Origin of the sequence: Azorhizobium caulinodans ORS 571, from assembly GCF_000010525.1 — a bacterium.
Taxonomy (GTDB): domain Bacteria; phylum Pseudomonadota; class Alphaproteobacteria; order Rhizobiales; family Xanthobacteraceae; genus Azorhizobium; species Azorhizobium caulinodans.
In genome coordinates this window covers 1,969,381-1,982,468 of sequence record NC_009937.1, presented here as the reverse complement: position 1 = coordinate 1,982,468, position 13,088 = coordinate 1,969,381, and the positions used below count along the sequence as shown (strand labels likewise).

The window sequence follows — 13,088 nt, the reverse complement described above, 5'->3', positions numbered from 1 at the left end:
CAACTCGCACGCACCGAACATGTCGTGGAGTAAAGTCGGATCGGGTAAACGCCCGCTTAAGCATCCGTCTCAGCCACAAGAATAGCGAGACTGTGGCACGCAAGCCACAACTCGCCTCATTGTGAAGGGGGCGTTGTCATCATGTTGGTGGTGGAATGCACCGTCGAGGACACGGTGCCACCGAGGTTCTCCACCTGCGAGCTCAGATTGTCGCGGGTGTTGGAATCCACCACCGCCACCGGCGCCGCGATGACCACGCCCGCCGCCTGACCGACGGCGGAAGCCGCGCCCTGCGTCACCTGCACGATGCGATCGCCTACGCCCTCGCGGCTATCCGTGATGGTGGACTGCGCGGCGATGCGCCCGCCGATCATCCGCACCACTTCCGGGCTCTCGGCGAACTTGCCGTGGTTGAGCCCGTCCGGCGTGTTCAGCTTGGTGAGGTCATAGACGTTGATCTTGCGGGCCTCGAACTCGCTGCGGAACGGCTCCTGCTCGGGATCGATCTGGCCGAGGCGGGCACGCGAACCCCACACGCGCTGGGAGACGCGCAGCGCCTTGTCATCCTGCGAGACGAAGATGGTGACGTTGGGCGACGGCGTGCCGAGGTCCTGCCACTGGCTGTTGAAGATATCCACGTCCACGTCGGGCGCGGCCAGCATGATGTTCTTGATCTTCGGCAGCACCCGGCCGTTGCGGATGGCCATCTGGCGCAGCGCCTCGAAGGTCACCCAATTGCCCATGGAGTGCGCGAGCACGGAAATCTCGCCCACCGCGGGGTCCTTGTTGAGAGCGGTGAGGAGGGTTTCGAGGGCGTCGCGGGAATAGACGGCGCTCTCCCGGTCGTAGCCATAGGCCAGCAGGCTGCCGCGCGAAGGCCAGGTGAAGAGGATCGGCGTCACGTCCGCGCCGGAATCGTGCACGATCTGCGCGAAACGGAAGACGGCATCGTCGAAGCGGTTGTTATAGCCGTGGATGAACACCAGCACGCGGTGCTTCGGCCGCTTGGCGACGTCCCGGTTCAGCCAGGCCTGCGCCTGCGGCATGGAGAGGTCCTGCGCATCCGTCACGACAAAGTCGGTGGCCGGGTTGCCCGGCACGCTGCGCGGCCACTGGACCTCGCCCACCTGACGCGCGGCGTCCGGCGGAAGGGAGACGGTGATCTCCGCAAAGCTCGGCGCCTTGCCGCGCTCGCCGGAGAACATGTCCGTCGTGGTGGTGGCCTTGGCGCGGGTGGTGGCGACGATCATCGACACCTTGGAGGTGCCGGGCACGTCGGGGGCCTGAACGGGCACGAGAACACCGGGCGGGCGACCGCCGCAGGCGGTGACGAGCAGCACCACGGCGATGGCCATGACGCATCGAAAAGGCCGCGCCGCCAGCATCAAACGCATCCTATTACCGCTCCACCGCCACCGCCTTCTTGGTAGATCAGCGGGAGCGGAGGCGCAATGCGGGCCGATCAGAAATCGACGTCCATGGAGACGAGGAAGGTTCGCGGCGCCCCCAGCGAGAAGGTGCCGAACGAGGCAACGCCGGACCAGTAGGAGGTGTCCGCGACATTCTGCACGCTCGCCCGGAACGTGGTGCGGTGGTCCGCGATGGTGGTGACGTAACGCAAGCCGAGATCCACCCGCGTCCAGTCCGGCAGCCACTGGGTGTTGGCCAGATTGACGTACTGCTTGCCGGTGTAGATGAGCGCGCCGGTGGCCGTGAGTCCCTTGATCCAGGGCAGGTCCCATTCGCCGCCGATATTGGCCTGCACGCCGGGCACGCCGATGGGCGTGTTTCCGAGGCTCGCCGCCGTCACGCTCTGGACGATCTCGCCGTCCATCAGCGTCACGCCGCCGACGACCCGCACGCCCGGCGTCACCTCACCGAACACCTCCAGTTCGATGCCACGCACCCGCTGCTCGCCGCTGACCGAATAGACGAGCGTCGGGCTGAGCTCCGCGCTGGGCTTGGAAATCTGGAACAGGGCAAGCGTCGTCACCAGCTTGCCGAACTCCGCCTTGACGCCGATCTCGGCCTGCTTCGCCTGATAGGGCGCGAAGATCTGCCCGGCATTGGCCGCGGTGGCAGGCGCCTGATCGCCGCGGCTCAGCCCCTCGATATAATTGGCATAGAAGGAGACGTTGGACAGCGGCTTCACGACGATGCCGGCCATGGGCGAGACGGCGGTCTCGTCATAGGGATTCGTGCGCGCGCCTGTGGTCGCCGAATAATTGTTGGACTCCACCTTCTGCAGGCGGGCGCCCAGCGTGACCTGGATGCGGTCCTCCAGCACGCCCAGCGTATCGGCCACCGACACGCCGCTGAGCGTGCTGTCGGAGAGAGGGGTCGGCGTCGTCGGGACGTAATAGAGCTGCGGCCGGGTCACCGGCGCATAGAGGTTGGACAGCACCGAGCCGGGGCTCTTCGGGAAGGCGCGGTCCTGCGTCTCGTTATAATAGGAACCCTGCACCGTCAGCGTATGGTTGACGAAGCCGGTCTGGAACTTGGCGCGGACGCCGCCCTCCAGCGTGTAGCGGTTGACGTCGAGATCGTAATACTGGATCGCCGACGAGGTGGTGCCGATGGGATTGAGGATGGTCGGCAGGCCGAAGAAGCGCTCCACCTGCGAATTGCCACCACCCGCATTGGCGAAGATCATGATGTTGTCGGTGAGGTCATACTCGTTGCGCAGCAGGACCGACGTGTCCTGCGACCGCGACCATTCCCATGGCTGCGTGACGTTCGTGCTGCCGTCGGGCGCCGGCGGCACGGCAACCCCGCTCGCCATGAAGTAAGGGCGCGAGGGCGCGGTGATATTCTCGTTCTGCGCCAGGACATTGAGCCACGCGCGATAGCGCTCGCCCTGATAATCGAGGGCCAGCGCTCCAACCTTGAAGCGGTCGGACTGGTTCTCGAGCGGCGTATCGCCGGCCGCGAGGCCGCCGGAAAAGCGCACCCCGAATTCCTGACCCTCGCCATAGCGGCGGGAGACATCCGCATGGAGGTTGCCGCTCGCATCGGAGGCATAGCCCGTGCTCAGCCGTGTGAGATCGCCCTGGGCGACCTTGGGGACGATGTTGATGACGCCACCCACGCCGCCGTTCGGCGACATGCCGTAGAGCAGCGCGCCCGGCCCCTTCAGGACCTCGATGCGCTCCACATAGTCGTTGAAGATGCGGAAGGACGGCGCCACCCCATAGACGCCGGCGAAGGCGATTTCGCCTGCCGTTCCTTCGTTGATGGGAAAGCCGCGGATGTAATAGGAATCCAGCAGCCCTCCGGGCGGACTGGTCACGCGGACCGACGGATCGAGGATCAGCGCATCCGCCGCAGTCACCGCCTGCCGGTCGCGGATCGCTTCGCTCGTGTAGCTGATGAGGCTGAAGGGGGTGCTGAAGAGATCCGTATTGCCGAGAAGGCCGAGTTGCGCGCCCTGTGCCACCTGTCCGCCGGGGAACGGCGGCGGCAGCGCCGAGCGGGGGCCATCTGCCTGAACGGTCACGGTATCAAGCACCACATCGCCACCCGCCTGCTGCGCCAGAGCGGGCGCCGCGCCCATTAGCGTGCATCCGGCGACGAGCGTTGCGGAAAACGCGCAGAGGCTCGCCCGCACGGGAAGCCCCGGCTTGGGCATAGCCGAGCCGGAGATTTTCATATCGATTTGCACAGACCCGATCCCACCACCAGAAGAAGAGCCACAAAATAACTGCAACTCTCCAATTTATTGATCACGAATTCACTTCATATACATGCTCACACCTGCGTTAGACCGAGTCAATAAATCAAGATCAGATTAGAGGACTTCTTCTTCAGAAGATTTTAGTTTTACAAACCAAAAATTACCCCACCCAATACCTCCCTACCCCGGAAGATTACGGGAAGCGCATCGAGGGCACACGCCAGCCCCCACCGCCCATCACGGGCGGAGCGAACCGGCGCGACTTCGTCGGCCTTGGGAAGATCGGAGGGGTCCGCGCGGCGTCGGCGGAACCGATCAGAGCAGCGCGGCCACCCCGGCGACCAGCGGCACGAAGCGCACGTCCATGAGGTCGCTCGCCTCAAGGTTGCCGCCATCCTTGATGAACCGGCGGAGCTTCTGCACCTCGCGGGGCGCGCCGATGGGGGCGATGAGGACGCCGCCCGGTTTCAGTTGATCCACCAGCGCGCGGGGCACCTCCCCGGTTGCGGCGGTGATCATGATGCGATCATAGGGCGCGCGGCCCGGCAGGCCCTGCGTGCCGTCCCCCACGAAGGCGGCGACGTTGCGCAGGCCGAGCACCTGAAAGCGCGTCTGCGCCTCGCCCACCAGCGCCCGGTAGCGGTCCATGGTCACCACCTGCGCCGCGAGATGGGAGAGGACGGCGGCCTGATAGCCCGACCCCGTGCCAATCTCGAGCACCGTATGCTCGGCATTGAGCGCGAGTGCCTCGGTCATCAGGGCGACGAGGCTCGGCTGGGACATGGTCTGCCCGCAGGCGATGGGGAGTGCCACATCCTCATAGGCATGGCGACGCAAAGTCGGGTCCACGAAGAGGCCGCGCGGCACCAGCTCCAGCGCCCGCAGCACCGCCAGATCCCGGATGCCCCGCCGCCGCAGGCTGAGGATGAAGGCGGCCCGCTCCGCCCGTTCGGCTTCACTGTCGGTCATGCCAAGCGCCCCCTGACGATGCGACTGTAAAGCACCTTCGCGCCCCATTGAAACACGGGGGCGCGGGCGCCCGCCTAGTCCACATTCCACTGGCACATGCGGAAATCGTTGCGGCGCTGGCGCATGTCGAGATGCACATGGTTGGCGTGGGCGCTATCCGCTCCCGGCCCCAGCACCGTGCGGAACCGGGCACAGGCGCTCTCGCGCACGCCCGCGCGCAGATCCTTCGTTCCTGCCTCTGCCTTCCACAGCTCGACCACCTTGCCGTCCTTCAGCTTGAGGCCGAGGAGATCGAAGGCATTGCCGCTGGCGTGCTCGCTGATCTGCGCGCCCTTCTGGCCGTTGCGCGGGCGGCAGGCCTGCCCGCCGACGCCGGTGAGGCCGGAGAGTTCGCCGCCCTGACGCTGCACCAGCGGCGCCAGATCCTCCCGCACCCATCCGGCGAGTTCCACCGCCAGCGTGCACCGCACGGTGACGGCACTTTCCAGCGCCACCGTGCCGCCCTCCACCAGCTTGATACGGGAAAAGGTGACGGCGCCGGGAATGGTGCAGGCGCCATCGCCGTCCGACGTGCCCTCCCCCTGCTCCCGCGGCACGGGCTCTCCGCCCCTGGCCTCGAACGTCTTGAGGCAGGCGGCATAGGCCTCGCCCTCCATGGGCTCGGGCGTCGGGGCACTGTCCTCGGGCGCAATGTCCGGCTTGGGCTGGGGCGTGGGCGTGGGTGCCTCGGCAACCGGCGGCGCGGCCGGCTTTCCGCCGATCTCCACGGGACGCGGCAGAGGCAGCGGAACCGTCGGCGCGCCCAGCAGGCCCTGCCGCTTCACGGCATCTACCGCCATGCGCAGAGGCGACGGGACAGGGAGCGGCGCCCCATCGGGCGGCAGACGCCCCTGTCGCTTCGCGGCCCGCACGGGCGCTGGCGGCGGGTGCGGCTGGCTCACCGAGGCTGGCGGCCGCTGCGGTGCTGCCGCCGCGGGTGATGCCCCGTTCGACGCCAGCAGGAGCAGCACAACGCAGCCGGCGAGCGCCCGCACACCCCGCCTCATGAGCCGGAGGGCTCGACGAAGCGCATCTTCACGCCCGGCTTGATGAGGGCCGCCACTTCCTCCGCATCCCAATTGGTGAGGCGCACACAGCCGTGGGAGGACGTCTTGCTCACCTGCGAGGGTGCGGGGGTGCCGTGGATGCCGAAGGTCGGCTTCGACAGGGCGATCCAGACCGTGCCGACCGGATTGTTGGGACCCGGCGGCAGCATGAGGCGGCGGGTGTTGCGGCCCTGCTGGAAATTCTTCTTGGGATCGTATTCGTAGCGCGGATCATGGGCGATGCGCAGGACCTTGTAATCGCCTTCCGGCGAGGGGGTGTCCGCGCTGCCGATGGTGGCGGGATAGCTGGCGATGATGGCGTCACCCGGCCCGTAGAGCACGAGCATGCCGGTCGCCTTCACCGCCTCCATGCGCTCCACCGGCTGGGTCGGGCGATCATGGGCCACCTGAAGCACCGAAATGGCATCCCCTGCCTTCAGCGTCTTGAGACGGGGATTGAGCGCCTTGAGCAGCCCTTCGCTCATGTGGAAGCGCTCGGCGTACATCTCCGTCGGGCTGGTGAAATCCAGCCGCTTCATCCTCGCCTGCTTGGCGAAATCGTGCGGAATGGTGCGCGGGAAGCGCATGCGCGCATCCTTCGCGGTGACGGTGTAGGTGGTCACGATGTCGGTGGTGGTCGGGCCGCCCAGCGCCGCCCAGGTGGCCTCGTCCAGCCGGTCGCCCTCTCCGAGGGCGTTCTGGCGGCGGAACTGCGCGAGGGCCTTGCGGTAGTTCTCGCCATCCATGCCGTCGATCTCGCCCGGCGAGATGCTCTTGCGGGCGAGCAGCACCTGCACCTTGACGATGAGCCCCTGCGGCCCCTTCGGCTTGTCCTTGTCGCGCTTGCGGGCGGACTTGTCCTTTCCGGCCTTTCCAGACTTGGACTTCGCCGGATTCTCATTGGTGGCATCAGAAGGGCTCGCGGCCGACGGCGTCGCCGGGTCGGCCACGAAGGGCGCTGTGTTGATCTCGTCGGGGGTGAGCGCCAGCGCCGGGGCGCTGAGCGCCATGAGCACCACAAGACACCATCCCATCAGGCGCGGCGCGGACATCGGTCTCCCCGGCATCGTGAAACAAGCTGTGACGCAACGGCGGGCGACGCCACTTGTTCCGGCAACTGAGCACCGCCCGCCCCCGCCCGAACGCCGCCGCTTGCCCGAATCCCCCCCATCCGCCACTTTCGGCGCCCCATGCGCCCGGCTTTGCTCGATCCGCTTTTCGCCCCCCTCACCACGCTTCCCGGCATCGGGCCGAAGATGGTGCGCCCGTTCGGGCGGCTGCTGGGGCGGGAAAATCCGCGCGTCATCGACCTCCTCTTCCACATGCCCTCCGGCCTCATCGACCGCCGGGCGCGGCCGACCATCTTCGAGGCCGAGCCGGAAACGGACGTGACGCTGGAAGTGCGCGTGGACGGCCACAGCGCCCCGCCCCCCGGCCGGCGCGCGCCGCATCGGACCTTCGTTTCGGACGCCAGCGGCGACCTGACGGTGGTCCATTTCAACATCGAACGCGCCCGCATCGAGCGCCTGCTGCCCGTGGGCGAGACGCGCTGGCTGTGCGGGCGCGTGACGCTCTATGACGGCATGCGGCAGATGACCCATCCCGACCGCATCCTCGATGCGGCAGGCCTCGCCAAGCTGCCGCCGGTGGAACCTAAATATCCGCTGACCGAAGGCCTCGCCGGCGGCCATGTGCGTCGCGCCATGGAGGCCGCGCTCGCCCGCGTGCCCGAGTTGCCGGAGGCCATTCCGCCGGAGCTTCTGGAGCGGGGCGACTGGCCCTCCTTCCGCGAGGCTCTGAAGCGCATCCACCAGCCCGAGACCCCGGTGGACGGCCTGCCCACCGGCCGGGCCTGGGAGCGCCTCGCCTTCGATGAGCTCTATGCCCATCAGGTGACGCTCGCCCTCGTGCGGCAGACGCAGGTGAAGGCCGGCGGGCGGCCGACGCGCGGCGACGGACGGCTCGCCGCCGCCATCCTCAAGGCCCTGCCCTTCCGCCTCACCAGCGCGCAGGAAGAGGCGCTCGCCGCCATCCGCGCCGATCTTGCGGCGGACACGCGGATGCTGCGCCTGCTGCAAGGCGACGTGGGCTCGGGCAAGACCGTGGTGGCGCTTCTGGCTGCCGCCGCAGCCATCGAGGCCGGCCGTCAGGCGGCGCTGATGGCGCCCACCGAAATCCTCGCCCGCCAGCATCTGGAGACCATCGCGCCGCTGGCGGCCGCCGCCGGCATCGAGGTGGCGGTGCTCACCGGCCGCGAGAAGGGGCGCACCCGCGCCGGCATTCTGGAGGGGCTCGCCAGCGGGCGCATCGGACTCGTTGTGGGCACGCACGCGCTCATTCAGGACGATGTGGCCTTCGCTGATCTTGCCCTCGCCATCGTGGACGAGCAGCACCGTTTCGGCGTCGAGCAGCGCCTCACTTTCTCCCGCAAGGGGGCGGCGGTGGACATGCTGCTGATGACGGCAACGCCCATCCCCCGCACCCTCGTCCTCACCCTGTTCGGCGACATGGACAGTTCCGAGCTGCGGGAGAAGCCGCCGGGCCGCAAGCCGGTGGACACACGCTCCGTCTCGCTGGAGCGTCTGGACGAAGTGGTCGGCGCCCTCGGCCGACAGTTGCGCGACGGGGCACAGGCCTACTGGATCTGCCCGCTGGTGGAGGAAAGCGACACCTCGGACCTCGCCGCCGCCACCGAGCGCGCCGCACATCTGAAGAAGGTGTTCGGCGAAAAGGCGGTGGAACTGGTGCACGGACGCATGTCCGGCGCCGACAAGGACGCCGCCATGGCACGCTTTGCCTCAGGCGAGGCGCGCATTCTCGTCGCCACCACGGTGGTGGAGGTGGGCGTCAACGTGCCCAACGCCACGCTCATGGTGATCGAGCATGCGGAGCGCTTCGGCCTCGCCCAGCTCCACCAGTTGCGCGGGCGCGTCGGGCGCGGCGAGAAGGCCTCGACATGCCTGCTGCTCTTTCGCGGCCCCCTGAGCGAGACCTCCAAGGCCCGCCTCGCCATCCTGCGCGAGAGCGAGGACGGCTTCCGCATCGCCGAGGAAGACCTGCGCCTGCGCGGCGAGGGCGACGTGCTCGGCACCAAGCAGAGCGGCCTGCCCGGCTTCAAGGTGGCGCGCATGGAGGTGCATGGCGCCCTCGTCTCGCAGGCCCGCGATGCCGCCGCGCGTCTGGTGCCCGGCAATCCCGATCTCGAAGGCCCCGAAGGCGAACGGGTGCGCACGCTGCTCTATGTGCAGGAGCGCGATGCGGCGGTGCGCTTGCTCTCGGCCGGCTAAGGGGCCACCCTGCGCGCGATTACGTCGCCGCCCAAGGTTTCCTGCCCAGTGTCCACCGAGCCGCCGCGGCCCCCGTTCGCCGCCGCCACCTTCCGCCAGATCCTGCTGCAACGGCTGCTGTTTTCCGCCGGGCTGGTGTTCGTGACCATCGGCGCCATCGGCATGGTGGTGCCCATGATGCCGGGCACCATCTTCCTCATCCTCGCCGCCTGGTGCTTTGCAAAATCCTCGCCCCGCTTCGAGGCCTGGATGCTGAACAACCGCTATCTCGGCCCGAGCGTGGTGCGCTGGCGCGAGACCGGCGCCATCCCGCTCATCGCCAAGCTGTTTGCCTTCGCAAGCTTCATCGGAAGCTGGACCGGCGCCTGGTATTTCGGCGCGCCCATCTATGTGCTGTGGGGGCTCGGTCTCCTGTTTGCCGGCCTCGCGATCTTCATGGCGACGCGACCGAACGGATAGAGGGCGACGGTGCGCAGGCGCATGGTGGTCTCCTGTCGGTGGGCAGGGGAAAGCGGGCGGATCAGTCGCCGATCACCGGCCGGACGATGGCGAGGGCCTTGTCAACTGCGGCGCGGGCGGCCTGCGGGTCGGAGGCGAGGGCGCGAACGACCAGTTCATCGCCATCACGCACGAGGACGGCGGTGGACAGGGCCTGCCGGCCCATCGGCTGCGCGCCGATCCAGCCGACCGCGGGGGCGACATCGAGCAGGGTCACGGTGCAACGGTCGTTGATCTTGCGGCAGAGCGCCTCCAGCTCGGCCTGGCCGGTTTTGCCGGCGCGCATATTCTGTTCGATGCGGTCGCCGCTGTCCCGACGCCTGAGGAAAATATCGACGAGCGGCCCTTTGACGTCCGGGCACAGCAGCGTCAGGCGCGCGGGATCGGCGGCGGGCTGGCAGTTCGTGCCGATGGCCTCAGTCACCCGCGCGGCGAAGGGCGTGAGGTCGTGGGTGGAAAAGCCCTCTGCCCGGACGGTTGCGGGCAGCGACAGGGCTGCGGTGACGGCCATCATAACGGCGGTCAACACGCGCATGCGGCGGTCCCCCTTGCCAGTTGTCCTGCATCTAACGCACGGGCGGCGAAAGCGTTGCCGTCGCTCAGCGATTTTCCAGGCCCTTGGCAGCACGCTGGGCGCGGATGCTGTCGGCCTCGGTGCGGATCTGGTCGCGCGGGGCAACGCAGCCGGCGCGGGTGCTCTGGCGAGCGGCGGCGGGAATGCTGGCGGGCAGATTGGCCTCGACCCAGGTGAGCACCCGGTCGATGGTGGCGATCAGCACCGGCGCCGGAAGGGTCGAGGTCGGGATGGGCGGCGAGATCGGCGCGGAGACGTGCGCAGCAGGCCCCTTGAAAGCAGAGCATCCCCCGCGTGCGTCGCGGGGGATGCTGGGGTCCGGCGATGAGCGGCGGATTGCGGCTCAGGCGGCGTTGAGGTCCCGAACGAAGGTCTCCACCAGTTGCTTCAGATCGCCCGCCTGACCGGAGAGCCCTTCGGACAACGCCAGAAGTTCAGTGGAGGCGGAGCCGGTGAGCTGGGCAGCCTGCCCGACGCCGCTGATGTTCTGCGTCACCATCTGCGTGCCGCTGGAGGCACGCTGGCAGTTCTCGGCGATCTCGCCGGTGGCAGCGCCCTGCTCTTCCACCGCGCCGGCGATGGAGGAGGAGATCTGCTTCATGTTGGCGATCACCCGCATGATCTCCGCCATGGAGGTGACGGTGCCCTGCGTGGATTGCTGGATCTCCGCAACCTTGGCGGCGATCTCGTCGGTCGCCCGGGCCGTCTGAGAGGCGAGTTGCTTCACCTCGGAGGCCACCACGGCAAAACCCTTGCCCGCTTCGCCGGCACGGGCGGATTCGATGGTGGCGTTGAGCGCCAGCAGGTTGGTCTGGTCGGCGATGCCCTTGATGAGGGAGATCACGTCGCCGATGGCGGTGGCCGCCGTGGCGAGTTCGCCGATGCGGCTGTTGGACTTCTCAGCCTCAGTGAAGGCGACGTCCGCGACCTGGGCGGAATGGCTCACCTGGCCGGTGATCTCGCGAACGGAAGCGGCCAGTTCCTCGGACGAGGCCGCAACCGTCTGCACATTCTCCGCCGCTTCCTCGGCAGCCGAGGCCACCGCCTGCGCTTGCCGGGAGGTCTGCTCGGCCGTGGCCGACAGGTTGCGGGCGGAGCTTGCCACCTGCCCGGAAGAAGCAGCGAAGGCGGCCGAGAGCTCGGTCATGCGGGAGACGAAGTCGGCCGCGAGGGTGTTGCGCTTGGCGAGCCTCTGACGCTCCACTTCATCGCGCGCGGCGTTTTCCTTGGCCAGGCGATCAGCCTCGCCGAGGCTGTCGCGGAACGACACCAGCGCATTGCCCATGAGGCCGATTTCGTCCCGGCGGTCGGTGTCGTCGATCTGCGTCGCGTAGTCGCCGCCCTTTATCTTCTCCATGGAGGTGATGGCGCGGCGGATGGGCTTGGCAAGCAGGGCATTCAGGGCGACGGCTGCAAGGACGGCCAGCGCCAGAACGGCGAGCACTGCCAGCACGACCGCATAGACGATGGCGGTTTGCGCGGCCGCCACGGCCTGGGCGCGCGCCTCAAGCAGCGACGCCTCGGCACCCTTGAAGTCGGTCAGGATCGACCGGATCTTGTCGAAGTTCGCCTTGCCCTTGCCGGAACGCTCGATGTCTTGCGCGGCGCTTTCCTGTCCAGGCTTGCCCATGAGATCGATGGCGGCGCGCGAGACGTTCTGCTGCCACTGCTCGACCTCTTTCTGCATGGCATCGAGACGCTGCTGCTGGACGGCATTGTCGCTGGTGAGCGACTTCAGCTTGGCCCACGCCTGCCGATAGCCGGCTTCACCCGCCGTGAGGGGCTCAAGGCTGGAGGTCTTGCCGGTGACGAGATAGCCGCGCAGGCCCGTCTCCTGATTGATGAGCGAGATCAGAAGCTGATCAGCTTCCGTCAGGACCTCATAGGTATGGATGGTCCAGTTCACATTGCGGTCAACGGTCCGACTGGACATCAGGATGACCGCCCCGCTGCAGATATTGGCGAGCAGAACGACGGCGAAGGCGAGCAGGATCTTCGCCCTGATGGACATGTTCTTCAACATACGGCGCCCCGGAATTCTTGGCTAGCAACAGCCGTTTCGATGCCTGGGGCGAAATTGGCACGGTGCGTGTGGCGATGGATACGGAATCAACCTCCAAAGCGGTAGCATGTTGGGGCAATAATCAACCAAAACGGGACATACCCCTGCGTCATTTAAAATATTGCGACTGCGAATACGTCGACTTACTTGCGCCGCGACCGCAGTGCACCATGCACAAACCACCGCGCGCTTTTCTTGAATATCCCTCTGGTGCGCGTGCCTGAGCACTCAGCAACCAGACTATCGGCACGATGAACCACAAGACATCAGGTCGGCACCATTGTAGTGATCGCGATTTCAAGCCCTTTGGCAGGACCATTTACAGACAAAAATCCACGTTTAACATTGCACGAAGACGGTCATGGCATTCCATTGACCGAACACGGTCAAAAAGAAACTGATGACGGAAACGACACTCTCCCAGCGCGGCCCGATCTCGATCCAGCTCACGGCCGACGATGTGGCGCGCGCCTATCAGCTATTTCAGACCCAGGCCCTGCTCTCGGCGCGGGGCGTCCTATCGGTACTCTTCCTTGATCTGGTGACGGTGGGCCTCACCGTCTTTGCCATCAAGGCTCTGTCAGGAGACGACCTGCCGCTGCCGCTGGCGGGGATGCTGGCGGTGCTCTTTCCCGCCGTCATGATCTGGTCCACCCGGTGGCGCAACGGGCGCCTCGCGCGCCGCATCTTTGCGCAGCAGAAATCGCTGAACCAGCCCTTCACACTCGCGTGGACCGACGAGGCGCTTCAGACCCAGGCGCCGCAGGGGGACGCGACGCTGCCGTGGCGCGACCTCGTCAAGATGAAGCAGGACCGGCACATGATCCTCTTCTTCGAGAGCGACGCCCTGTTCCGGATGGTGCCCCGACGCGTCCTCTCGCAGGCGCAGCAGGACGACCTGCTGCGCACCGCCGAAACGGGAATGGGCGGGGGGAAATGA

At 67.2% G+C, this 13,088-nt stretch carries 11 protein-coding genes; 3 read left to right on the top strand and 8 right to left on the bottom strand.

Going from position 1 to position 13,088, the window contains the following annotated elements:
* Window positions 1–116 precede the first annotated feature (116 nt).
* The 5 genes from AZC_RS08970 to AZC_RS08950 all read right to left on the bottom strand — a co-directional run bounded on the left by AZC_RS08970 (window position 117) and on the right by AZC_RS08950 (window position 6,779).
* Window positions 117–1,355 (bottom strand): alpha/beta hydrolase, encoded by a 1,239-nt coding sequence (locus AZC_RS08970; RefSeq protein WP_244421816.1) that lies wholly within the window; start codon window positions 1,353–1,355, stop codon window positions 117–119.
* 107 nt (window positions 1,356–1,462) lie between these two features.
* Entirely contained in the window at window positions 1,463–3,553 is a 2,091-nt protein-coding gene (locus AZC_RS08965; protein WP_043879120.1) for a TonB-dependent receptor, read from the bottom strand.
* Window positions 3,554–3,988: 435 nt separating this feature from the next.
* Complete coding sequence (locus AZC_RS08960; RefSeq protein ID WP_043879119.1) at window positions 3,989–4,642, bottom strand: protein-L-isoaspartate(D-aspartate) O-methyltransferase; 654 nt, start codon at window positions 4,640–4,642, stop codon at window positions 3,989–3,991.
* Between the two features lie 74 nt (window positions 4,643–4,716).
* The gene (locus AZC_RS08955; protein WP_052285901.1) at window positions 4,717–5,481 is read right to left on the bottom strand and encodes an extensin-like domain-containing protein; all 765 of its coding nucleotides are present in this window, start codon (window positions 5,479–5,481) and stop codon (window positions 4,717–4,719) included.
* A 203-nt stretch (window positions 5,482–5,684) separates the two neighbouring features.
* Window positions 5,685–6,779 (bottom strand): L,D-transpeptidase family protein, encoded by a 1,095-nt coding sequence (locus AZC_RS08950; RefSeq protein WP_052285900.1) that lies wholly within the window; start codon window positions 6,777–6,779, stop codon window positions 5,685–5,687.
* A gap of 138 nt (window positions 6,780–6,917) precedes the next feature.
* Here AZC_RS08950 and recG point away from each other — a divergent pair, with 138 nt between their 5' ends.
* Window positions 6,918–9,014 carry an ATP-dependent DNA helicase RecG gene (recG, locus tag AZC_RS08945; protein ID WP_012170253.1) on the top strand — a complete coding sequence of 699 codons (2,097 nt, stop codon included), beginning with the start codon at window positions 6,918–6,920 and terminating at the stop codon, window positions 9,012–9,014.
* Between the two features lie 48 nt (window positions 9,015–9,062).
* Complete coding sequence (locus AZC_RS08940; RefSeq protein ID WP_012170252.1) at window positions 9,063–9,473, top strand: YbaN family protein; 411 nt, start codon at window positions 9,063–9,065, stop codon at window positions 9,471–9,473.
* Window positions 9,474–9,534: 61 nt separating this feature from the next.
* On the opposite strand, the gene AZC_RS08935 is transcribed toward AZC_RS08940, so the two are convergent.
* From AZC_RS08935 to AZC_RS08925, 3 genes are all read right to left on the bottom strand, one after another.
* The gene (locus tag AZC_RS08935; RefSeq protein ID WP_012170251.1) at window positions 9,535–10,047 is read right to left on the bottom strand and encodes a hypothetical protein; all 513 of its coding nucleotides are present in this window, start codon (window positions 10,045–10,047) and stop codon (window positions 9,535–9,537) included.
* Between the two features lie 64 nt (window positions 10,048–10,111).
* Complete coding sequence (locus AZC_RS08930; RefSeq protein WP_012170250.1) at window positions 10,112–10,291, bottom strand: hypothetical protein; 180 nt, start codon at window positions 10,289–10,291, stop codon at window positions 10,112–10,114.
* Between the two features lie 138 nt (window positions 10,292–10,429).
* Complete coding sequence (locus tag AZC_RS08925; RefSeq protein WP_012170249.1) at window positions 10,430–12,109, bottom strand: methyl-accepting chemotaxis protein; 1,680 nt, start codon at window positions 12,107–12,109, stop codon at window positions 10,430–10,432.
* Window positions 12,110–12,548: 439 nt separating this feature from the next.
* On the opposite strand from AZC_RS08925, the gene AZC_RS08920 reads away from it, so the two are divergent.
* Window positions 12,549–13,088, top strand: coding sequence for a YcxB family protein (locus AZC_RS08920; protein ID WP_012170248.1), 540 nt, complete (start codon window positions 12,549–12,551; stop codon window positions 13,086–13,088).